Origin of the sequence: Pseudomonas sp. NFPP24 (assembly GCF_900112095.1) — a bacterium.
GTDB classification, from domain to species: domain Bacteria; phylum Pseudomonadota; class Gammaproteobacteria; order Pseudomonadales; family Pseudomonadaceae; genus Aquipseudomonas; species Aquipseudomonas extremorientalis.
On sequence record NZ_FOKD01000007.1, the window covers coordinates 183441 to 205076 of the forward strand.

The following is a 21636-nucleotide window of genomic DNA, read 5'->3' on the forward strand; positions in this document are numbered from 1 at the left end:
TTTTCTTTTTTCCTGCCCGCCGTTTTTGTCCAGCCCCAACGGAGAGCTGCCATGACCGATTCCCCCGACCGCGACGAACGCCACCTGGCGCGCATGCTGCGCAAAAAAGCCGTGATCGACGAGCGCATCGCCAACTCCCCCAACGAATGCGGTCTGCTGCTGGTGCTGACCGGTAACGGCAAAGGTAAAAGCAGCTCCGCGTTCGGCATGTTGGCCCGTGCCATGGGCCACGGCATGCAGTGCGGCGTGGTGCAGTTCATCAAGGGGCGCAACAGCACTGGAGAAGAATTGTTCTTCCGTCGCTTCCCCGAGCAAGTGCGCTTCCATGTAATGGGCGAAGGCTTCACCTGGGAAACCCAGGACCGCCAGCGCGACATCGCCGCCGCCGAGGCCGCCTGGGCGGTCTCCCGCGAATTGCTGCAAGACCCCTCCATCGGCCTGGTGGTGCTGGACGAGCTGAACATCGCGCTCAAGCACGGCTACCTCGACCTGGACCAGGTCCTCAGCGACCTGCAAGCCCGTCCACCGATGCAACACGTGGTGGTCACCGGCCGCGGCGCCAAGCCCGAGTTGATCGAAATGGGCGACACCGTCACCGAAATGGGCATGCTCAAGCACGCGTTCCAGGCCGGTATCAAGGCACAGAAGGGCGTCGAACTTTGAATCAGCCCCGTCATTGCCCTGCCGTTTTGATCGCCGCTCCGGCGTCCGGCCAGGGCAAAACCACCGTCACCGCCGCGCTCGCCCGTTTGCACCGCAACCTGGGGCGCAAGGTGCGCGTGTTCAAATGCGGCCCGGACTTTCTCGACCCGATGATCCACGAACGCGCCAGCGGTGCGCCGGTGTATCAGTTGGATATGTGGATGGTGGGCGAGCAGGAAAGTCGTCGTTTGCTGTGGGAAGCGGCGGGGGAGGCAGACCTGATCCTGATCGAAGGCGTGATGGGCCTGTTCGACGGCACACCCTCCAGCGCCGACCTGGCGCGACACTTCGGCGTGCCGGTGCTGGGGGTGATCGACGGCACGGCCATGGCGCAGACCTTCGGCGCGTTGGCATTGGGCCTGGCGCGCTATCAGCCGGATCTGCCATTCGCCGGTGTATTGGCCAACCGTGTCGGCACCCTGCGTCATGCGCAACTGCTCGAAGGCAGCCTCACCGAGGGCCTGCGCTGGTATGGCGCATTGTCACGCGAGACCGGTATCGAACTGCCCAGTCGCCACCTCGGCCTGGTGCAAGCGAGCGAACTGAATGACCTCGATGTACGCCTGGACGCCGCCGCCCAAGCGTTGGGCAGCAGTTGCGAAGTCGCTTTGCCGCCGCCGGTGACGTTCGCTGCACCCCAAGTGATCGAGGCTGAGCCGTTGCTCAAGGGCGTGCGCATTGCCGTGGCCCGCGATGAGGCCTTCGCCTTTACCTACGGCGCGAGTCTCGACCTGCTGCGCGCAATGGGCGCTGAGCTGACGTTTTTCTCGCCGATTCACGATAGCCAATTGCCTGATGCCGACAGCCTCTACCTGCCCGGCGGTTACCCGGAATTGCACCACCAGGCGCTGTCGGAAAACATCCCGATGCTCGACGCCATTCGCGCTCACCACGCGGCCGGCAAACCCTTGCTTGCCGAATGCGGCGGCATGCTCTACCTGCTGGACTCGCTGACCGATGTCGACGGCATCCGCGCTGAACTGCTCGGCCTGTTGCAGGGCGACGCGGTGATGCAAAAGAAACTGGCGGCCCTGGCCCTGCAAAGCGTCGAATTGCCGGAAGGCACGCTGCGTGGCCATACCTATCACCACTCCCTGACCACCACTGAATGGCAACCGATTGCCCGTGGCCTGAGCCCCAATGGCGGGCGCGGTGCCGAGGCGGTGTATCGGCAGGGGCGGATGACGGCGTCCTACGTACACTTCTATTTCCCATCCAATCCCCAGGCGGTGGCCGCATTGTTCGCGCCCGATCCAGCACTATGAGCGACAACGCTTTTCCCCAGGCCGACCGCGACGCCGTCTACCGCGCCATCGCCGAACGCCGCGACATGCGCCACTTCAGCGGCGGCACTGTCGCCCCCCAGCTGCTCCACCGCTTGCTCCAGGCCGCACACCAGGCGCCCAGCGTCGGCCTGATGCAGCCCTGGCGCTTTATTCGCATCAGCGATCGCCAGTTGCGTGGGCAGATTCAACAGGTGGTGGAAGAAGAACGCGTACGCACCGCCGAAGCCCTGGGCGAGCGTTCCGATGAGTTCATGAAGCTCAAGGTCGAAGGCATTCAAGACTGTGCCGAAGTGCTGGTAGCGGCGTTGATGGATGATCGCGAGCGGCACATCTTCGGGCGTCGCACCCTGCCGGAAATGGACATGGCGTCGTTGTCCTGTGCTATCCAGAATTTGTGGCTGGCGGCGCGGGTCGAAGGCCTGGGCATGGGCTGGGTCTCGTTGTTCGAACCCCAGGCGCTGGCCGATCTGCTGGGTTTGCCGCCTGGTGCGAAACCCCTGGCCGTGTTGTGCCTGGGGCCGGTGGCCGAGTTCTACCCGGCACCGATGTTGCAGCTCGAAGGCTGGACCGAGCCTCGACCGTTGAGTGACATGTTGTATGAAAATGCGTGGGGAGTGAGTCAATGAGTGTGGCCTTGCTGTGTGTCGCTGCAGTCGCGCTGGATGCGCTGCTGGGCGAACCCAGGCGCTGGCATCCGCTGGTGGCGTTCGGCAATTTTGCCGGGCGCATCGAGCAACGTTTCAATACCGGTGGCCGTGGCTGGCGCAGCCATGGCGTGACCGCGTGGTTTATCGCCGTGGTGCCGCTGACGCTGCTGGCCACGGCCTTGTCGTGGGCGCCTTACATAGGCTGGGTACTGGAGATCCTGGCGTTGTACTGCGCCCTTGGCATGCGCAGCCTTGGCGAGCATGTGATCCCGGTGGCCCAGGCCCTGCGCAGTGATGACTTGGAGGCGGCGCGCAAACGCGTGAGCTACCTGGTCAGCCGCCAGACCAGCGAGCTGGACCGCACCGAAGTCGCCCGTGCCGCCACCGAATCGGTGCTGGAGAACGGCAGCGATGCGGTGTTCGCTGCGATTTTCTGGTTTGTGGTGGCCGGTGTGCCGGGCGTGGTGCTTTACCGCCTGAGCAACACCCTCGATGCCATGTGGGGTTATCGCAACGAGCGTTTTGAGCGCTTCGGTTGGGCAGCAGCAAAAATCGACGATGTGCTGAACTACATTCCCGCGCGCCTGGTGGCGTTGACCTACGCGTTGCTGGGCAAGACCCGGCTGGCGCTCAAATGCTGGCGCACCCAGGGCCCGACCTGGGACAGCCCCAACGCCGGCCCGGTCATGGCCGCTGGTGCGGGCGCCCTGGGCGTGGAGCTGGGCGGTGCCGCGATCTATCACGGCGAAGTGCACCATCGTCCACAACTGGGCGAAGGCCCGGCGGCGGATGCCGATTCCATCGATCGGGGCTGGCAACTGGTGCAGCGCGGCGTATGGTTGTGGCTGCTGATCCTGTGCGTGGGGGCGCAATTCTATGCTTGAGCATGGTGGCCGGCTGCGCAAGGCAGCGATTCAGTACGGGATAGCCGAAGCCGACTGGCTCGACCTGTCCAGCGGGCTCGCGCCCTGGCCCTGGCCGATCCCCGAAATTCCCCTGCGTGCCTGGGCGCGCCTGCCGGAAACCGACGACGGCCTGGAGCAGGCCGCCAGCGAATACTACGGCGCTGCGCATCTATTGCCGGTACCGGGTTCCCAGGCGGCGATCCAGTTGTTGCCGCGCCTGCGTCGCGCCGGCAAGGTCGGCGTGTTGTCGCCGTGCTATGCCGAACACGCCGAAGCGTGGCGCCGCGCCGGTTACGTGGTGCGCGAAGTGCAGGAACAGGAAGTTGACTTCTTTCTTGATGGCCTCGACGTGCTGGTGGTGGTCAACCCCAATAACCCCACCGGCCTGAGCCTGAGCCCGCAACGCCTGCTGGATTGGCACTCGCGGCTGGCCCAGCGCGGCGGCTGGCTGGTGGTGGATGAGGCCTTCATGGACGTCACCCCGCAAGTGAGCCTGGCCGGCCAGGCGCATCAGGTCGGTTTGATCGTGCTGCGTTCGTTCGGCAAGTTCTTCGGCCTGGCCGGCGTGCGACTGGGCTTTGTGTTGGCCGAGCGCAAGTTGCTCAAGTTGCTCGCCGAGCAGGTCGGCCCCTGGGCGGTCAGCGGGCCGACGCGGGTGCTGGGCGAGGTGTGCCTGCGCGACACCGCCGGGCATGTGCGGCAACGCACGCGTTGCATCGAGGCGGGCCAGCGCTTGTTCGCGTTGCTGGAGCGCCACGGCTTTCCACCCCAGGGCGGCTGTGCCTTGTTCCAATGGCTGATCACGCCCCATGCCGAGCGTGTGCACGAATTCATGGCCCAGCGCGGCATTCTGCTGCGCCTGTTCGTCCACGACAGCAGCCTGCGTTTCGGCCTGCCCGACACTGAGGCCGACTGGCAGCGCCTCGACGACGCCCTGGCCGCCTATAAGGACGCAACATGAGTACGCTGATGGTGCAGGGCACCACCTCCGATGCCGGCAAAAGTACGTTAGTGACCGCGTTGTGCCGCTGGCTGGTGCGCCAGGGTGTGGCCGTGGCGCCGTTCAAGCCGCAGAACATGGCGCTCAACAGCGCCGTGACCGCCGAAGGTGGTGAAATCGGCCGCGCCCAGGCGGTGCAGGCCCAGGCCGCCAACCTGGCGCCTCATACCGACATGAACCCGGTGCTGCTCAAACCCAACAGCGACACCGGCTCCCAAGTGATCATCCACGGCCGTGCCGTGACCACCATGAACGCCGTGGCCTATCACGACTACAAAGCCATTGCGATGCAGGCGGTGCTGGCCTCCCACGCCCGGTTGAGCCAGGCCTATCCCGTGGTCATGGTGGAAGGCGCTGGCTCCCCGGCGGAAATCAACCTGCGCGCCAACGACATCGCCAACATGGGCTTCGCCGAGGCGGTGGATTGCCCGGTGTTGCTGATTGCCGATATCAATCGCGGCGGGGTATTCGCCCACCTGGTCGGCACCCTGGAGCTGCTGTCACCCACGGAACAGGCGCGGGTCAAAGGCTTCATCATCAACCGTTTTCGCGGTGACATCGCGCTGTTGCAACCCGGCCTGGACTGGCTGGAAACACGCACCGGCAAACCGGTGGTGGGCGTTCTGCCTTACGTGATGGACCTGCACCTGGAAGCCGAGGACGGCATCGACCAACGCCAGATCGACAAGGCGGCCCAGGTGCTCAAGGTGGTGGTCCCGGTGTTGCCGCGCATCAGCAACCATACGGATTTCGACCCGCTGCGCCTGCACCCCCAGGTGGATTTGCAATTCATCGGGCCAGGCCAGCCGATCCCGGCCGCCGACCTGATCATCCTGCCCGGCTCGAAAAGTGTGCGCAGCGACCTGGCCTATCTGCGTGCCAACGGTTGGGACGCCGCCGTGGCGCGTCACTTGCGTTATGGCGGCAAGGTGCTCGGCATTTGCGGCGGCTTGCAGATGCTCGGCGAGCAAGTGCACGACCCGTTGGGCCTGGAAGGGCCTGCCGGTTCCAGCGATGGCCTGGGGCTGCTGGCGTTCAGTACCACGCTGGAAGAAGAGAAGCAGTTGCGCAACGTGCGTGGGCGTTTGTTGTTGGAGAATGCCGAGGTCAGCGGTTATGAGATCCATGCGGGCGTGACCTGCGGTGATGCTTTGTCGAATGCCGCCGTGCTGCTGGAGGATGGCCGCAGCGATGGCGCACAAAGTGCCGATGGGCAGATCCTTGGCACCTACTTGCATGGCTTGTTCGAAAGCCCGGCCGCGTGCAGCGCCTTGTTGCGCTGGGCCGGTTTGCAGGACGTGCAGGAAGTGGATTACCACGCCCTGCGCGAGCGCGATATCGAGCGCCTGGCAGACTTGGTAGAGAACCACCTGGATACCGATTTGTTGCGCAGTTTGTGTGGAGTCACCCCATGCTCCAGCTGATCCTCGGTGGTGCCCGGTCCGGCAAAAGCCGCCTCGCCGAAAAGCTTGCCAGCGACAGTGGCTTGCCCGTCACGTACATCGCCACCAGCCAACCGCTGGATGGCGAGATGAGCGCGCGTGTCGCGCTGCATCGCCAGCGTCGCCCCGACCATTGGGGGCTGATCGAAGAACCCGTTGAACTGGCGCGGGTACTGCGTGACAACGCGGCAACCGAGCGCTGCCTGCTGGTGGATTGCCTGACCCTGTGGCTCACCAATCTGCTGATGCTTGAGGATTCGCATCGTCTGGCCGCCGAGCGCGATCAACTGCTGGAAACCCTGGTCGCGCTGCCGGGTGAAATCATTTTTGTCAGCAACGAGACCGGTCTGGGTGTCGTGCCGCTGGGCGAATTGACTCGCCGCTATGTGGATGAAGCCGGTTGGCTGCATCAAGCCTTGGCCGAGCGATGTCAGCGTGTTGTCCTGACCGTCGCCGGCCTGCCCCTGACTTTGAAAGGTACTGCGTTATGACTGACACCTGGTGGCTCAACCCGTGTAAGGCGATTGACACTCAAGCCTACGAACACGCCCTGGCACGCCAACAGCAACTGACCAAACCGGCCGGCTCCCTCGGCCAGTTGGAAGCGCTGGCGGTGCAATTGGCCGGCTTGCAGGGCCAGGTCAAACCGTCAGTGGACGCGCTGTGGATCGCCATCTTCGCCGGTGACCATGGCGTGGTCGCGGAAGGTGTGTCGGCGTTTCCCCAGGAGGTCACCGGGCAGATGCTGCACAACTTCGTCAGCGGTGGTGCGGCTATCAGCGTCTTGGCGCGGCAGCTGGAAGCACAGTTGGAGGTGGTCGACCTGGGCACGGTGACCCCGTCCCTGGACCTGCCCGGTGTGCGTCACCTGAACATCGGCGCGGGCACCGCCAATTTTGTCAACGGCCCGGCCATGACCGAGGCCCAGGGGCAACGTGCCCTGCAAGCCGGTCGCGACAGTGCGCGGCGTGCGTTGGCTAGCGGTGCACAGCTGTTTATCGGCGGCGAGATGGGTATCGGCAACACCACCGCCGCCAGTGCCCTGGCGTGTGCCTTGCTCGACTGCCGTGTCAGTGACCTGACGGGGCCGGGCACCGGCTTGAATGCCCAGGGCGTGAGCCACAAGGTGGCCGTGATCGAGCGCGCACTGGCGGTGCATGCCGCCCAACGCGGCGATGTCTTGCAGACCCTGTTCAATCTCGGCGGCTTCGAGATCGCCGCGCTGGTCGGTGCATACCTGGCGTGTGCCCAGGAAGGCATCGTGGTGTTGGTGGATGGGTTCATCTGCACCGTCGCGGCACTGGTCGCCACGCGCCTGAACCCGGCATGCCGCGAGTGGCTGGTGTTCGGCCATCGCGGCGCCGAGCCTGGCCATCGTCATGTGCTGCAACACCTCGACGCGCAGCCGTTGCTGGAACTGGGCCTGCGCCTGGGCGAAGGCAGTGGTGCGGCGCTGGCAGTGCCGTTGTTGCGCCTTGCCTGTGCATTGCACGGGCAGATGGCGACCTTCGCCGAAGCCGCCGTGGCGGACCGCCCGGCATGATCTTGCACCTCGACCTGCTGCGCCACGGCGAAACCGAGCTGGGTGGCGGCCTGCGCGGCAGCCTGGACGATGCACTCACCGCCAATGGCTGGGTGCAGATGCGCGAGGCCGTGGTGGCGCGGGGGCCGTGGGACCGCCTGATCAGTTCGCCGTTGCAACGCTGTGCGCGATTTGCCGAAGAATTGGGCGCCCGGCTCAAGCTGCCGGTGACGCTGGAGAAGGACCTGCAAGAGCTGCACTTCGGTGCGTGGGAAGGGCAGAGTGCGGCGACCTTGATGGAGACCGACGCCGGAGGGCTGGGGCTGTTCTGGGCCGACCCTTATAGCTTTACACCGCCGGACGGGGAGCCGGTCAGCGCCTTTTCCGAACGGGTTCTGGGTGCTGTCTCACGTTTGCATCAGGCATATGCCGGTGAACGGGTGTTGTTGATCAGTCACGGCGGTGTGATGCGCCTGTTACTGGCGCAGGCGCGTGGCTTGCCCCGGGAGCAGTTGTTGAACGTCGAGGTCTGTCATGGTGGGCTGTTCAGCCTGCAGGTTGCGGCTGACGGAACTCTGAAGGAAGGGGAGTAGACGTGCTGCCATTCTGGATCGCCCTGCAATTTCTCAGCAGCCTGCCGATTCGCCTGCCGGGCATGCCACAGCCTCAGGAACTGGGGCGTTCGCTGCTGTTTTATCCGGTGGTAGGCCTGTTGTTCGGCGTGCTGTTGTGGGCGCTGAACAGCGTATTGATGGGCGCGCCATTGCTGCTGCATGCCGCACTGTTACTGACTGCCTGGGTATTGCTCAGTGGCGGCTTGCACCTGGATGGCCTGGCGGACAGCGCCGATGCCTGGCTGGGCGGCTTCGGTGACCGCGAGCGCACGCTCACGATCATGAAGGACCCGCGCAGCGGGCCGATTGCCGTGGTGACGCTGGGGTTGGTGCTGTTGCTCAAGTTCACTGCGCTGGTAGCTTTGATCGAGCAACACAATGGCGTCGCGCTGATCCTGGCGCCGCTGATCGGCCGCGCCTCGATGCTGGCGCTGTTTCTCACCACGCGCTATGTGCGTGCAGGGGGACTGGGCCAGGCACTGTCGGATCATTTACCGAGGATTGTCGGTCAACAGGTACTGATCCTCAGTGGTCTTGCCTGCATCCTGATTGGCGGCTTCAGCGGCGGGGTTGCGGTATTGCTCGCGGCGGTCTGCTTTCTGGGGCTGCGCCAACTTATGGTCAATCGGCTGGGTGGCACCACGGGCGATACCGCAGGCGCCTTGCTGGAGCTGCTGGAAGTCGCGGTTCTGGTCGGCCTGGCGCTGTAACACTTTCTTGCATTTCCTTAATCGCGGGTATATACACGTTCCATGCTTGCCTCCCAATGTTTATGTACCAACCTGCGACGTGCCGCCCGTGGCGTCAGCAGGCATTACGACGGCGCTCTCGACGGCTTCGGGATCAACGTCGCCCAGTATTCTTTGCTGTGCAACCTGCAACGACTCGACCAGCCGAGCATTTCCAGCCTGGCGGAAGCCATGGGCCTGGATCGCAGCACCTTGGGCCGCAACCTGCGGGTGCTGGAAGGCGAGGGCCTGGTGCAACTGGTGGAAGGCGACGACCTGCGCAATCGCCTGGTGATGTTGACCCGGGAGGGTGAGGCGCGACTCGCCGCCGCATTACCCGCCTGGGAGGCGGCGCAGCAGAAATTGATCGATCAACTCGGCGCGGAAAAACGCGAAACCTTGTTGGCCTTGCTGGACGAACTCGCCTGAAAGGGAGTTTGTTCGAATACAAGCGGGTATATACCCGCGAGCGGAGAATAAGAAATGACCTCGATGTGGCGCACCAGTGGCTGGATTCTTGTGGGGAGTGCGCTGATCCTGGCGTTGTCGTTGGGCGTGCGCCACGGTTTCGGCCTGTTCCTGGCGCCGATGAGCAGCGAGTTTGGCTGGGGCCGCGAGACCTTCGCCTTCGCCATCGCCCTGCAGAACCTGATCTGGGGTCTGGCGCAGCCGTTCACCGGCGCCCTGGCCGACCGTTTTGGTGCCACCAAAGCGGTATTTGTCGGCGGTGTTCTGTACGCCGTTGGCCTGGTGTTGATGGGCATGTCCGATTCGGCGTGGTCATTGTCCCTCAGTGCGGGCTTGTTGATTGGTATCGGCCTGTCCGGCACCTCGTTCTCAGTGATTCTGGGTGTGGTCGGTCGCGCGGTGGCGCCGGAAAAACGCAGCATGGCGATGGGGATCGCCAGTGCTGCCGGTTCGTTCGGCCAGTTTGCGATGGTACCGGGCACGCTGGGTTTGATCAGTTGGCTGGGCTGGTCGGCGGCATTGCTCGCACTGGGCTTGATGGTGGCGCTGATCCTGCCGCTGGTCGCCATGCTCAAGGACCGGCCGCTACCGGCGCTGGCCGGCCAGCAGACCCTGCGTGAAGCCTTGAAGGAAGCCTGTTCCCATTCCGGCTTCTGGCTGCTGGCGTTCGGCTTTTTTGTCTGCGGTTTTCAAGTAGTGTTTATCGGCGTGCACCTGCCGGCTTACCTTGTAGACCAGCACTTGCCGGCCACGGTTGGCACCACGGTGCTGGCCCTGATTGGCCTGTTCAATATCTTCGGGACCTACACCGCCGGCTGGCTCGGCGGGCGCATGTCCAAACCGCGCTTGCTGACGGGCTTGTACCTGCTGCGTGCGGTGGTGATCGTGCTGTTTCTGTGGGCGCCGGTCACCGAGATCACGGCCTACCTGTTTGGCATGGCGATGGGCTTCCTGTGGCTATCCACGGTACCGTTGACCAACGGCACCGTGGCGACGCTGTTTGGTGTGCGAAACCTTTCCATGCTGGGTGGGATCGTATTCCTGTTCCACCAGTTGGGTTCGTTCCTGGGTGGCTGGTTGGGCGGGGTGGTCTATGATCGAACCGGCAACTACGATTTGATCTGGCAGGTGGCGATTCTGTTGAGCCTGCTCGCCGCCGCCCTGAACTGGCCGGTGCGTGAGCGGCCGGTGGCGCGCTTGCAGGCGCAGATGGAGGCGGCATGAGTGTAGCGTTACGCGGTCTGATCCTCGTCGCGGGGCTGCTCCTGGTGCTGCTGGCCTGGTGGGGCTGGCAGCATGGCGGGCTGGCGTTGATGCAACTGGGTATGGCGATCTGTTAAGTTCGTGGTCTGAATACTTTTAAGGACACACGACATGCAGATGCGTTGGCTCGCTGTACCCGTCCTGATGGCCATTGGCAGTGTCGCCCTGGCCGCCAGTTGCCCGCCGCTGCTGGAGGGCCAGTTGCCCAAGCTGCGCGCCAAGGAATCCATCGACCTGTGCCAGCGTTTTGCCGGCAAGCCGCTGGTTATCGTCAACACTGCCAGCTTCTGCGGGTTCGCCCCGCAGTTCAAAGGCCTTGAGGCGTTGTACCAACGCTACAAGGGCCAAGGGCTGGAAGTGATCGGCGTGCCGTCCGATGACTTCAAGCAGGAAGCCAAGACTGGCGAAGAGACTGCCAAGGTCTGCTACGTGAATTACGGCGTGACCTTCACCATGACCGAGCCACAGAAGGTCAAGGGACCGGATGCGGTGCATCTATTCAAGGTGTTGGCGCAGCAGACCGACGCGCCGCCGAAGTGGAATTTCTACAAGTACGTGGTGGATCGGCAGGGCAAGGTGATTGCCAACTTTTCCAGCCTCACCAAGCCGGATAGTCCGGACATGATCAAGGCAGTGGAGGAGGCGATAGCGTCCAAGCCTTGATCGTCAGCCATTAAAAAGCCCCGCTTCCTTTGCAGGAGAGCGGGGCTTTTATACACCCGTCTGGATCAGAAGGTGTAGGTCATGCCCAGGCCGAAACCGTTGGCGCTGTTTTCATACTTGGCGCGGTAGCTGGCGGTTGAAGGAGCGGCAGCGGTCTGGTTGACCTTGACGTCCTCTTCCTTCAGGTACGAGTAAGCCAGGTCGATCGTCATGTTATCCATGACTTTGTAACCAAGGCCCACACTGAAGATCGTGCGGTCGCCTGTAGGAATCCGCGGAGAACGATTGGTGTTGTTGGTGGGTGACTGGTCGAAGGTCAAACCGGTGCGCAACACCACTTGGTTGGTCAACTGGTAAGAAGTACCCACTGCGTAGGCCCAGGTATCGTGCCAGTTCTGTTCTTCGGTGATCGCGCTGAGTTGGCTCGGTGCCAATAAACCACCTGCCCCCGTTACACCTTTGTTGTTGACGGTGATCTCTTTCAGGCGACTCCAGCGCGTCCAGGTAGCACCGCCATACAGTTTCCAGGCGTCAGTCAGGTCTTGTGTAACCGACAGGTCGTAGGACTCTGGAGTATCGATTTTCAGCGACGCGTCATAACGGTTGTTACGCAGGAACGGTTGAGTGGCGGCGGGACCACTCACGGTGGTGTGGCCGTCCAGCTTGTACTTGACCTTGGAGTGGTAGGTCAGGCCAACACGTGTGGTATCAGTCGCTTGGACCAATACACCGACATTGAAGCCCAGTGCCGTATCATCGCCCTTGATTTTGACGTTGGTATCGCTGACGGCAGGGTTAAGGGTCTTGTCCGATTCCAGCACACCGGAGATCCGGTTGATGGTCGGGCCAAAGCCGACCGATACGCGGTCGTTGAATGCATAGCTGACAGTTGGCTGGAAGGTGATGACCTTCACTTCGCTCTTGCTGCCGAAACCACGGCCCTGAAAGCCGCTTTCGTAGTCAGTCACCAGGCCGAACGGTGCGTATACACCGAAGCCAACGGCCCACTGATCATTGAGTTTGTTGGTATAGAAACCAAATGGCACTGCGGTGAACGGAACCATGTCACCTTTGTTGGAGCCGCGAGAATTACCACCTGTGTTGCTGATATCGGTCGACGCATCAATGGCAGCAACACCGCCCGTGATTTGCTGGCCATTCAAGCGGGACATACCGGCAGGGTTACCGTAAACCGTGCTTGCATCATCGGCAGAAGAAGAGCGACCTGCGAAACCCGTACCCATCCCGCTGACGCTCTGTTCGTTCAGTGCGAAACCGCTTGCGAACAGGTGGGAGGATGCCATGGCAACGGCGAGGCTAAGTGTGGTCTTGAGCATTACTTTTTTCATTATTAGAACTCCGTGGTGATCACCGCTGCGGAAAGTAACAATAAATTTAACATCGCGCTATAGGCTGTAATGCAGGAGATAGAGCGGTTTTGTAGGACAATCCGACCAAAATTCCGGTTTTTTGGCGAATCTTGCAAATTGCCCGGTCAGCAAACCACCTGATTCATGGGTGAAACACAGGTTTGCCAGGCTTGAGTGAAATCGCGCAGCCTTCCTTGTGGATGAAAAATTTCTTTCCAGATACGTGCCATGGCCAGCACATCACCGGGCGGGGGCAGTGCAGGGGTGTGTTGTTCCACCAAAAGCCAGGCGATGGCCGTGGCATAACGCAGGTTGACCGTCAGCTCAAGTTGCGGTGCGCTGAGGAACGCGTGCTGGCTGGCGAGGCCGCGTACCAGGCTGGCGCGCTCGGGGTCCAGCGCCAGGTAGTCGTCCCACAACGCGCGGTGGCGCGGTTCGGTGATGCTGTACAGGCCGTGTCCACGCCGGTCGTGCAAGGCGGAACCGAGTTCCGACTGGCTGGCGGCAATGCCCAGCAGCAGTGACTCGGCCGTCGGGTTATGTCGGCCAAGGTACATCAACGTCGGCCTGATCACATAACGACACAATTCGCTGGCAGCGATACCCATACAAGCCTCAATCCGTGAAAGTGGTCGACGAGGCCTGAGAAGGTGGGGGCTTGGCAGCAGTGGATCGGATCTCAGGCTCGCCGGAAGCGGATCATGCCGCTTGAGTTGAAGTGTAGTGTCATATTTGCGATGTAAAGGACTGTTTTTAAAACATCTTCTTCATTTAGTTATAACGTTTATATCTATTTGAACTTAGTGCAAGAGCTCGGTGGGCAAATTCCGGGCAATAAAAAACCCTGCTTTTTAAACAGGGTTTTTGTGTTTCAGCGACTCGGGTCGATCAGGCAGTCAGTGCCTGACGGGTACGCTCGATCACGGCCTGCAGCGGTTCTGCGCTGGAGTATTGATCGGGGTACAGGCGTTCGCTGTGACGAGCGATGCCGTGTTCGTTGACCAGGGTGAAGCTGAAGCAGCCTTTGCGAGCGGCCATGATCAGGCAGTTCATTGGAGCAAAAGCGTTGGTGAGGGTGCGAATGGCATCCTGAGTGTGGATTTGAGCGTTCATAATTATTGGTGTTCCTACAAATGACACAGATAAGAACCGTGCCGTATTAAAACGTTCCAGTGACGTTGATCACCATTGATCGAACGAAGAACCCGACTGGAACAAAGCAGCCAGTTTGAAGCGCTATTAAGTTAGGCGCGCTTGGGCTGGCAGGTAGGTACTTAGGAGGGCAGGCGACACAACAGGGGCAAAGGTTCTGGGCCCAGGGTGAAGATCCTGATCAATTTGCAGGTTGGTTCGGTCAGAGTATGGAAACTTCGCGGCACCCTTTGCTTGTTCAAAGGCAGTGTCGTCGCAAGTGATACCTGGAAACCATCGAGGTGGTCGATCCCGTGTTGTACAAGGGAGTTGTTCGACCAGAATTGACTTTCAGCTTGGTACTAACGCCGCGGATAGTAACGGATTGAAACGGGTAAGGGAAGTGTGTTAGCCAAAAAACTTCAATCAGCCGCCCAGCAGGCCCCGATAAACCAGTACCGTGGCTGCCGCTGCCAGCGAGCAACCCAGCCCGTAAGCGGCAAGGGTCAAGCGCAGGGATTGGCCGGTCTCGACCACTTTCATCACGTCACCCATATCGTTGATCCGGCCTTCGCCGAGCTCAATGCACAAGCTCACGGCCGTGAACGCCGCCGACAGCAGAATGGCGATGGCGAACAGTGCCCCGTCCGGAGAGGGCAGCGCCGCATTGATTCCCAAGGAAATGGCACAGATGGCCAGGAGCAGCACCGCGAACAACAGAATTCCCTTCATCGACCCCTCCACCGTTGCGCTGTAGGTCGGGGAGTGTGGCGAGCCCGGCAAGATTTGAAAAGTCCCTGGTTGGCCTTGGCGGTAACATCTTTGCAGCAAGTTGCTTCAAAAAACGCCGGTGATATAACCGTCGGATGGGTAGTTGTGCACATTAGTTGCGGGGTGTGTAACCACGCTGTCAACTGCTCTGAGGGGCTGCCATTTGCCTGCAATGGAAATTTAAGTCAATGAAAAATCTGGCTTTTTTTTATTGGTGAAAAAATCGTCAGTTTGACTGCGGCCCCCATTCCATGGGGCTTTGCGCGAGTTAAAGGGGGGTTGTCCACTGAGTTATCCACAGCTTCTGTGGATTGTCCCAAGCGCTTGCTCTAGAACGGGCGTGCAGAGTTTTTTCAGCTTTACCTGTACGAAAAAAAGAGTAGAGTGGCGCGCCTTCCGATCTGTCCCACAGTGCTTTATGAAGTTTCGCTCAGTATCACCTTCTGTTACCGATACCCCTCAAACTGTTACCGCCCCCAAGCGCTTCTCCTTGAAAGTTGCCTTGTGGCTGCTCGACAGTCCGCGCCTGGGTCATAACACCAACGTCAAACACTTCGCCGGGCGCTTGCTCAAGCAGCCCGCCCGTGAAGGCGTGGTCGCTGCCCAAAGTCGCCTGGGCCAACTGATGTGCCGTGAATGTGGGAATGCCCGCGACCGCCGCATCGGCCACGACCTGTTGCGCCTGGCGGCCCGTGCCGGCGACCGTCGCGCCCAGCGTGAACTGGGCCAGGTCGAAGACTGAGCTGTCCTCAGGCCCTGGGCTCCGCTAACCTTGCTTTTTTTCGGTGATGGCAGACATGTCTATGTTTTTTGACTGGACCAGTATCGCCCTGGGCCTCGCCGGCGCTGCCGTGCCTTTATTGGCGGTGTGCTGGCAGCTTCAGCGGCGACTGACCGCACGCATGACCGGCTGGGAACTGCTCGAAGAGCGCCTGGCCACCGCACAACTGGCCCAGGAGGGCCTCGCCGCGCAGTTGGATGCCAGCCGCGACGAGATCAGCGATCTGAGCCAGGCCAACGCCGCCAAGCAGGCCGACCTGGCTGCCTTACGCCGCGAAGTCGAGCTGCTGCAGATCGACCGTGACAATGCCCGCGACGCCGCCCACGCCTGGAACCTCGACCGCAGCGCCAAGGAGACTGAGCTGCGCCGCCTCGACGCTCTTTCAGCTGCCTTGCGCGCCGAACTGCGCGAACAACAGGACAGCCATCAACAACGCCTAACCGACCTGCAAGGCTCGCGGGATGAGCTGCGCGCGCAGTTCGCCGAGCTGGCCGGCAAGATCTTCGATGAGCGCGAACAGCGCTTTGCCGAAACCAGCCAGGAGCGCCTGGGCCAATTGCTCGACCCGCTGAAGGAGCGCATTCAGTCTTTCGAAAAGCGCGTGGAAGAAAGCTATCAGAACGAGGCGCGCGAGCGTTTTTCCCTGGCTAAAGAGCTGGAGCGCCTACAGCAACTGAACCTGCGTCTGTCGGATGAAGCCACCAACCTGACTCGTGCGTTGAAGGGCCAGAAAACCCAAGGCAACTGGGGGGAGCTGATCCTCGAACGGGTATTGGAGCACGCGGGCCTGGAAAAAGGCCGTGAGTACCAGACCCAGGTCAGCCTCAAGGGCCCGGATGGCGAGCGCTTCCAGCCGGACGTGCTGATCATGTTGCCTGGTGACAAGCAGGTGGTGGTGGATTCCAAGGTCAGCCTCACCGCGTATCAACAATACGTGGCGGCGGATGATGAGGTCATCGGCCAGGCGGCCCTGAAACAGCACGTACTGTCGCTGCGTAATCACGTCAAGGGGCTGGCGAGCAAGGATTACAAGCGCCTGGAGGGCCTGCACAGCCTGGATTTCGTGTTGCTGTTCGTACCTATTGAAGCAGCGTTTTCCGCTGCGTTGCAGGCCGAGCCGAACCTGTTCCAGGAAGCCTTCGACCGCCATATCGTGATCGTCAGCCCGACCACGTTGCTGGCCACCCTGCGCGTGATCGACAGCCTGTGGAAGCAGGAACGCCAGAGCCAGAATGCCCGGGAGATCGCCGAGCGCGCCGGTTGGCTGTACGACAAGTTCGTGTTGTTTATCCAGGACCTGGATGAAGTGGGTAACCGTTTGCAGCAGTTGGATAAGGCTTACAGCGCAGCACGTAACAAGCTGACAGATGGGCGCGGAAATCTGGTCAGCCGGACTGAGCAATTGAGGTTGCTCGGTGCGCGGGCCAGCAAGAGTCTTCCTGCTGATTTGCTGGAACGGGCGATGACCGACTCAGATGGCGTGGCCCATCTGCCCGAGTAACGGTAGGCGTCGGCCTGCCGTCTCCTACAAAGGCAGATGTCGACTCAACAATGCCCGCAACGCTGCCGGTTTCACCGGCTTGGCCAGGTAATCCAACCCCGCCGCATGCACCTCGGCCACCATCTCCGGGCGGCCGTCGGCGCTGATCACCACGCCGGGAATCGGCTCCGCCAATTGCGCGCGCAGCCAACCCATCAGTTCAGTCCCGGTTTCGCCATGGTCCAGATGGTAGTCCACCAGCGCCAGTTGCGGACGCACGCCATCGGCCAGCAATGCCGCGCATTGCGCCTGGTCGGTGGCGGTCCAGACTTCGCAGCCCCAGCGCGTCAGCAGGCTGCGCATGCCGATCAGGATGCTTTCTTCGTTATCCACGCACAGCACCTGCGCACCGCTCAGCGGCAGGCCGGTTTCCTGCGGCGTCCTGACCTGCGGGCTCGTCTGGTTGCGGGCCAGCGGTACGCGCACGCTGAATACGCTGCCCTTGCCGGGCCATGAACGCACACTCAGGCGGTGACCCAGCACGCGGCACAGGCCGTCGGCGATCGCCAGGCCCAACCCCAGGCCTTTCTCGGCGCGGGTCTGGTGGCTGTCCAGGCGCTTGAATTCCTCGAAGATCACCTTTTGTTTATCCGGTGGGATTCCCGGGCCACGGTCCCACACTTCCAGGCACAGCGCGTCTTTACGTCGGCGTACGCCGAGTAGCACCGGGCCGTCGGCATAACGGAATGCGTTGGTAAGAAAGTTCTGCAGAATCCGGCGGAGCAACTTGATGTCGCTGTCCACGCGCAAACGACTGCCGCGCAGGCGGAAGCGCAGACCTTGCTCCTGGGCCAGCGCCTTGAACTCGGCGCCCAAGGTGTCGAACAGTTCGTTAAGCACAAAAGGCTGGCGCTGCGGATTGATCTTGCCGTTTTCCAGGCGCGAAATATCCAGCAGGTCGCTGATCAGGTCTTCGGCGGAACGCAGTGAGCTGTCCAGATGCTGCACCAATTGCCGGGCTTCGCTGGAGAGGCCGTCCTGCTGGTGGGAGAGGGCGGCGGAGAACAGGCGTGCGGCATTCAGGGGTTGCATCAGGTCATGGCTGACCGCCGCCAGGAAACGCGTCTTCGACTGGCTGGCGGACTCGGCCACGCCCTTGGCGTCGGTGAGCGCCACGTTCAACTGCGACAGTTCGTGGGTGCGCTCGGTGACCCGTTGTTCCAGGCCTTCGTTGGCCTCTGTAAGGGCTTGCTCGGCTTCACGGAACGCAGTGATGTCGGTGAAACTCATCACGAAGCCACCGCCGGGCATCGGGTTGCCGATCAGTTCGATCACGCGACCATTGGGAAACAAGCGTTCAGACGTGTGCGCACGGCCCTGGCGCATCCAGTGCAGGCGGCGCGCCACATGCACTTCGGCCTCACCTGGCCCGCACAAGCCACGTTCGGCGTTGTAGCGGATGATGTCGGCAATCGGCCGGCCGACGCTGATCAGTCCGTCCGGGTAGTTGAACAGCTCCAGATAACGCCGGTTCCAGGCCACCAACTTGAGGGACTGGTCGACCACGCTGATACCCTGGGTGATGTTCTCGATAGCGCCTTGCAGCAAGGCGCGGTTGAACTGCAGCACTTCCGAGGCTTCGTCGGCGATGCGTACCACGTCCTCCAGTTGCATTTCCCGCCCTTCAATGGCGGCTTTCACCACGGCACGGGTCGAGGAGGCACCGAGTACACCGGCCAGCAACCGCTCTGTGTGGGCGATCCAGTCGTTGTCGGCATTCTGGTTGGGGTTGAAGCCTTTGCCCTGACGATAGGCGAAGCGGATAAAACTCTGCTGGGCGCGTTCTTCACCCACAAAGCGCGCGGCCAGGCTGAGCAAATCACTGATCTGCACCGACAGCATCGAGCGGGCGCTGGCGCGTTGGCTGATTTCCTGGCCAATAAAACGCCCGGCTTGCCAGTGTTCGGAAACCCGCGTGCGCGACAGCATCGACACCCACACGAACAGCGTGAAGTTGCCCGCCAGCGAGAACACGGTGCCCAGGGTCAACGACGTCACGGACAGACCCAGTGGGTGGGAATGCATCCACGTCAGTCCTGGGAAAAGGCTGAGGGACCAGCCCAGGCTTTTCGCCGTTACCGGTAGGACCAGGGTGTAGAACCATAGGAAAGTGCCCGCTGCCAGCCCGGCAAACACACCGCGTCGGTTGGCCTGTTTCCAATACAGCGCACCGAGCATCGCCGGTGCCAGTTGAGTCACGGCGGCAAAGGCGATCTGGCCGATGGTCGCCAGGCTCGCGGTGGATCCCAGCAGGCGGTAGCTGACGTAGGCCAGCAACAGGATGATGACGATGCTGACTCGGCGTACCGACAGCATCCAGTGGCGGAACACTTCGAACGGGCGCTCGGCACTGGAGCGGCGCAGCAGCCACGGCAGTAGCATGTCGTTGGAGACCATGGTCGACAGGGCGATGCTCGCCACAATCACCATGCCGGTGGCCGCCGAGGCGCCGCCGATAAAGGCCAGCACCGCCAGCGCCGGGTGGGCTTCGGCCATGGGCAGGCTGATCACGTAGGAGTCCGGCAGCACCGAGCCCGGCAGCATCATCTTGCCGCCCAGGGCGATCGGTACTACAAACAGAGCGGCCAGGATCAGGTAGGCGGGGAACACCCATTTGGCCAGACGCAGGTCCTGAGGGTCGATATTTTCCACCACCGTGACATGAAACTGCCGCGGCAGGCAGATGATCGCCATCATCGCCACGCCGGTCTGCACCACCATCGACGGCCAGTTGACGGTCTCTTTCCAGTATTCCTCCAGCCTTGGCGCCAACATGGCCTGGCTGAACAGGTCGCCGAAACCGTCGTACAGGCCGTAGGTCACAAACGCGCCGACCGCCAGAAAGGCGAACAGCTTGACCAGGGATTCAAACGCGATCGCCAGCACCATGCCCCGGTGGTGCTCCGTCGCGTCGAGGTTGCGCGTACCAAACACGATGGTGAACAGCGCCAGCACCAGCGACACAATCAACGCGGTGTCCTGGGCGCGGGTGCCGGTGGTGTCCGCGCCCGCGCCGATCAACAGGTTCACGCCCAGCACGATGCCTTTGAGTTGCAGGGCGATGTAAGGCAATACGCCGACCAGGCAGATGAGTGCGACCACCACCGCCAGCGATTGGGATTTGCCGTAGCGCGCGGCAATAAAGTCGGCAATGGAGGTGATGTTTTCCTGCTTGCTGATCAGAATCATCTTCTGCAGCACCCAGGGTGCCAGCACCAGCAGCAGCACCGGCCCCAGGTAAATCGGTAAAAACGCCCACAGCTGTTCGGCGGCCTGGCCTACGGCGCCAAAGAAGGTCCAACTGGTGCAATAAACTGCCAGCGACAGGCTGTACACCCAGGCACGCATGCGCGGCGGCAGTGGCGCACGGCGACGGTCACCGTAGAAGGCGATGGCAAACATAATGGCCATATAGGCCAGGGCAACGGCGGCGATCAGCCCGCTGGACAGCGTCATGGTAACTCCGAGCATAGGAACGCCCGGGCATTCCAGGCCCGGTTGGACAGTCTCGCATGATGCCTGGGGTTAGTCAGTGTCGACCAAGGTCGTGTGGGATCGAATGTCGCAGGTCATTCAGCGCGGTGGCAGGGTTTTCTGGCGCAGGATGTAGATTGTCACCAGCACGGCGCTGGTCAGCATGAAGCCGCGCGCCCACGGTAGGGGCACTAAATAGCAGGACACGCCGATGCTCAGCCACATCAAGCCGATGGCGTAGACCTTGCCCTTGAGCGGGATGCCGTTGCCGTCCAGGTAATCACGGATCCACGGGCCAAGGCGCGGGTGTTGCACCAGCCAGTGGTAGAAACGCGGAGAGCTTCGGGCGAAGCAGGCGGCGGCGAGCAGCAGGAAGGGCGTGGTCGGCAATACCGGTAGGAAAATGCCGATGACCCCCAGCGCTACGCTCAGCCAACCAATGGCCAGCAACAGGTAGCGCAGGAGCAGCGGACGGTTGCCCATGGGTGTCACGGGCAAACGACTCAGTGGTGACGTGGCTTGAGGATCGCCGGTTTTTCGTCAGGGGCGTTGCACAGCAGGTACAGCGCGGTGAGGGCTTCCGGGATCTGCACGATCATGTCGTCCATCAGGTTGGCGTCGGCGGCGATGTCGGAGAACTCCGGCTGGTCGTCGAACAGACCCGAACCGACCATGATCGGCAGCAGCATTTCGCTGACTTCTTCCTCGGCGGTTTCAAACCAGGCGGCTTCGCGCAGGAACACGCCTTCCATGAAGCCGATGCACCAGCCGCGCAGGTCGGAGTCATCCGGCTCTTCGCCCAGGTCCAGTTCGCACGGCAGCTCGAACTCTTCGTCCGAGGCCAGCTGGCGACCGATGTGGGCCTTGAGGGCCAGCAGGGTGGCTTCGATTTCTTCGCGTTGGGCGGCGTCGGTGTAGTGCGGCTCTTCGGCGAACAGCGCGTCGATCCATTCACGGTCAGGCACGACCTCGGAGCAGATCGACAAGGCGGTCAGGTAGCCGTGGGCGGCCACGTAGTCCAGCGCCTCGTCATGCAGCTCATCGGCGTCGAGGAAGGCTTGCAGGCGGGTTAGTTGCTCAGCGAAGGACATTGAAGAGTTACCTTGGGAATAAACGATGCTGAATTCTAGGCTTTCTTGAGCGCCCAGGCCAGCCGCACGGCATTTTAGATCGTGGCGGCTATTCGTCAGTGATGCCCTTTGCCGCAGATCGCTCGGGTATACTGCCGCGTTTTGTGATGCCCTTGCAGGCCAAGCGCCAGCCCGCGAAAACTTCGCTTACGGATTATTTCCCGTGAACGCGTGTTTTTTCGGCCAGCCTGTACAGAGG

The 21636-nt window shown here is 61.9% G+C and carries 21 protein-coding genes and 1 pseudogene; 15 read left to right on the plus strand and 7 right to left on the minus strand.

Annotated features, from left to right (window positions below; genetic code table 11):
* The first annotated feature begins 51 nt into the window (after positions 1-51).
* From cobO to BM026_RS16950, 13 genes and pseudogenes are all read left to right on the plus strand, one after another.
* Positions 52-663, plus strand: a complete 612-nt coding sequence (gene cobO, locus BM026_RS16890) for a cob(I)yrinic acid a,c-diamide adenosyltransferase (protein ID WP_010208674.1) — start codon at positions 52-54, stop codon at positions 661-663.
* The gene (locus BM026_RS16895; RefSeq protein ID WP_093529461.1) at positions 660-1967 is read left to right on the plus strand and encodes a cobyrinic acid a,c-diamide synthase CobB; all 1308 of its coding nucleotides are present in this window, start codon (positions 660-662) and stop codon (positions 1965-1967) included. The genes cobO and BM026_RS16895 overlap by 4 nt, the downstream gene beginning before the upstream one ends.
* The gene (gene bluB / locus BM026_RS16900; RefSeq protein ID WP_093529464.1) at positions 1964-2614 is read left to right on the plus strand and encodes a 5,6-dimethylbenzimidazole synthase; all 651 of its coding nucleotides are present in this window, start codon (positions 1964-1966) and stop codon (positions 2612-2614) included. The genes BM026_RS16895 and bluB overlap by 4 nt, the downstream gene beginning before the upstream one ends.
* A complete protein-coding gene (cbiB, locus tag BM026_RS16905) occupies positions 2611-3519 on the plus strand; it encodes an adenosylcobinamide-phosphate synthase CbiB (RefSeq protein WP_093529467.1) in 909 nt (302 codons plus the stop codon). The genes bluB and cbiB overlap by 4 nt, the downstream gene beginning before the upstream one ends.
* Positions 3512-4501, plus strand: a complete 990-nt coding sequence (gene cobD / locus BM026_RS16910) for a threonine-phosphate decarboxylase CobD (protein WP_093529470.1) — start codon at positions 3512-3514, stop codon at positions 4499-4501. Before cbiB ends, cobD begins: the two co-directional genes overlap by 8 nt.
* Positions 4498-5956, plus strand: a pseudogene (locus BM026_RS16915) (cobyric acid synthase); the annotation flags it as partial. The gene cobD and the pseudogene BM026_RS16915, both read left to right, overlap by 4 nt.
* Positions 5952-6473 (plus strand): bifunctional adenosylcobinamide kinase/adenosylcobinamide-phosphate guanylyltransferase, encoded by a 522-nt coding sequence (gene cobU / locus BM026_RS16920; RefSeq protein ID WP_093122231.1) that lies wholly within the window; start codon positions 5952-5954, stop codon positions 6471-6473. The pseudogene BM026_RS16915 and the gene cobU, both read left to right, overlap by 5 nt.
* Positions 6470-7525 carry a nicotinate-nucleotide--dimethylbenzimidazole phosphoribosyltransferase gene (gene cobT, locus BM026_RS16925; protein ID WP_093529473.1) on the plus strand — a complete coding sequence of 352 codons (1056 nt, stop codon included), beginning with the start codon at positions 6470-6472 and terminating at the stop codon, positions 7523-7525. The genes cobU and cobT overlap by 4 nt, the downstream gene beginning before the upstream one ends.
* Complete coding sequence (gene cobC / locus BM026_RS16930; RefSeq protein ID WP_093529476.1) at positions 7522-8097, plus strand: alpha-ribazole phosphatase family protein; 576 nt, start codon at positions 7522-7524, stop codon at positions 8095-8097. Before cobT ends, cobC begins: the two co-directional genes overlap by 4 nt.
* A 2-nt stretch (positions 8098-8099) precedes the next feature.
* Positions 8100-8828: an adenosylcobinamide-GDP ribazoletransferase gene (locus BM026_RS16935; RefSeq protein ID WP_093514015.1), complete on the plus strand. Its 729-nt coding sequence runs from the start codon at positions 8100-8102 to the stop codon at positions 8826-8828.
* Between the two features lie 42 nt (positions 8829-8870).
* A complete protein-coding gene (locus BM026_RS16940; RefSeq protein WP_058424943.1) occupies positions 8871-9275 on the plus strand; it encodes a MarR family winged helix-turn-helix transcriptional regulator in 405 nt (134 codons plus the stop codon).
* Between the two features lie 63 nt (positions 9276-9338).
* The gene (locus BM026_RS16945) at positions 9339-10538 is read left to right on the plus strand and encodes an MFS transporter (RefSeq protein ID WP_170856058.1); all 1200 of its coding nucleotides are present in this window, start codon (positions 9339-9341) and stop codon (positions 10536-10538) included.
* A gap of 150 nt (positions 10539-10688) precedes the next feature.
* The gene (locus BM026_RS16950; RefSeq protein WP_068937110.1) at positions 10689-11240 is read left to right on the plus strand and encodes a glutathione peroxidase; all 552 of its coding nucleotides are present in this window, start codon (positions 10689-10691) and stop codon (positions 11238-11240) included.
* 65 nt (positions 11241-11305) lie between these two features.
* Here the strand turns inward: BM026_RS16950 and BM026_RS16955 are convergent, their stop codons facing one another.
* From BM026_RS16955 to BM026_RS16975, 4 genes are all read right to left on the minus strand, one after another.
* Positions 11306-12589: an OmpP1/FadL family transporter gene (locus tag BM026_RS16955; protein ID WP_093529479.1), complete on the minus strand. Its 1284-nt coding sequence runs from the start codon at positions 12587-12589 to the stop codon at positions 11306-11308.
* Positions 12590-12735: 146 nt separating this feature from the next.
* Complete coding sequence (locus BM026_RS16960) at positions 12736-13218, minus strand: hypothetical protein (protein ID WP_071491305.1); 483 nt, start codon at positions 13216-13218, stop codon at positions 12736-12738.
* A 280-nt stretch (positions 13219-13498) separates the two neighbouring features.
* The gene (locus tag BM026_RS16965) at positions 13499-13723 is read right to left on the minus strand and encodes a hypothetical protein (RefSeq protein WP_005790139.1); all 225 of its coding nucleotides are present in this window, start codon (positions 13721-13723) and stop codon (positions 13499-13501) included.
* 444 nt (positions 13724-14167) lie between these two features.
* Positions 14168-14473: a hypothetical protein gene (locus BM026_RS16975; protein WP_058424938.1), complete on the minus strand. Its 306-nt coding sequence runs from the start codon at positions 14471-14473 to the stop codon at positions 14168-14170.
* Positions 14474-14930: 457 nt separating this feature from the next.
* Between BM026_RS16975 and BM026_RS16980 the strand changes: the two genes are divergently transcribed.
* Complete coding sequence (locus BM026_RS16980) at positions 14931-15254, plus strand: SEL1-like repeat protein (RefSeq protein WP_025855837.1); 324 nt, start codon at positions 14931-14933, stop codon at positions 15252-15254.
* Between the two features lie 175 nt (positions 15255-15429).
* Positions 15430-16794 (plus strand): DNA recombination protein RmuC, encoded by a 1365-nt coding sequence (gene rmuC, locus BM026_RS16985; protein WP_170856059.1) that lies wholly within the window; start codon positions 15430-15432, stop codon positions 16792-16794.
* Between the two features lie 24 nt (positions 16795-16818).
* On the opposite strand, the gene BM026_RS16990 is transcribed toward rmuC, so the two are convergent.
* The 3 genes from BM026_RS16990 to BM026_RS17000 form a co-directional block, all read right to left on the minus strand.
* Complete coding sequence (locus BM026_RS16990; RefSeq protein ID WP_092242987.1) at positions 16819-20289, minus strand: hybrid sensor histidine kinase/response regulator; 3471 nt, start codon at positions 20287-20289, stop codon at positions 16819-16821.
* Between the two features lie 117 nt (positions 20290-20406).
* Positions 20407-20790 carry a YbaN family protein gene (locus tag BM026_RS16995; RefSeq protein WP_071491302.1) on the minus strand — a complete coding sequence of 128 codons (384 nt, stop codon included), beginning with the start codon at positions 20788-20790 and terminating at the stop codon, positions 20407-20409.
* A 20-nt stretch (positions 20791-20810) separates the two neighbouring features.
* Positions 20811-21398 (minus strand): UPF0149 family protein, encoded by a 588-nt coding sequence (locus BM026_RS17000; protein WP_058424934.1) that lies wholly within the window; start codon positions 21396-21398, stop codon positions 20811-20813.
* Between the last annotated feature and the right edge of the window lie 238 nt (positions 21399-21636).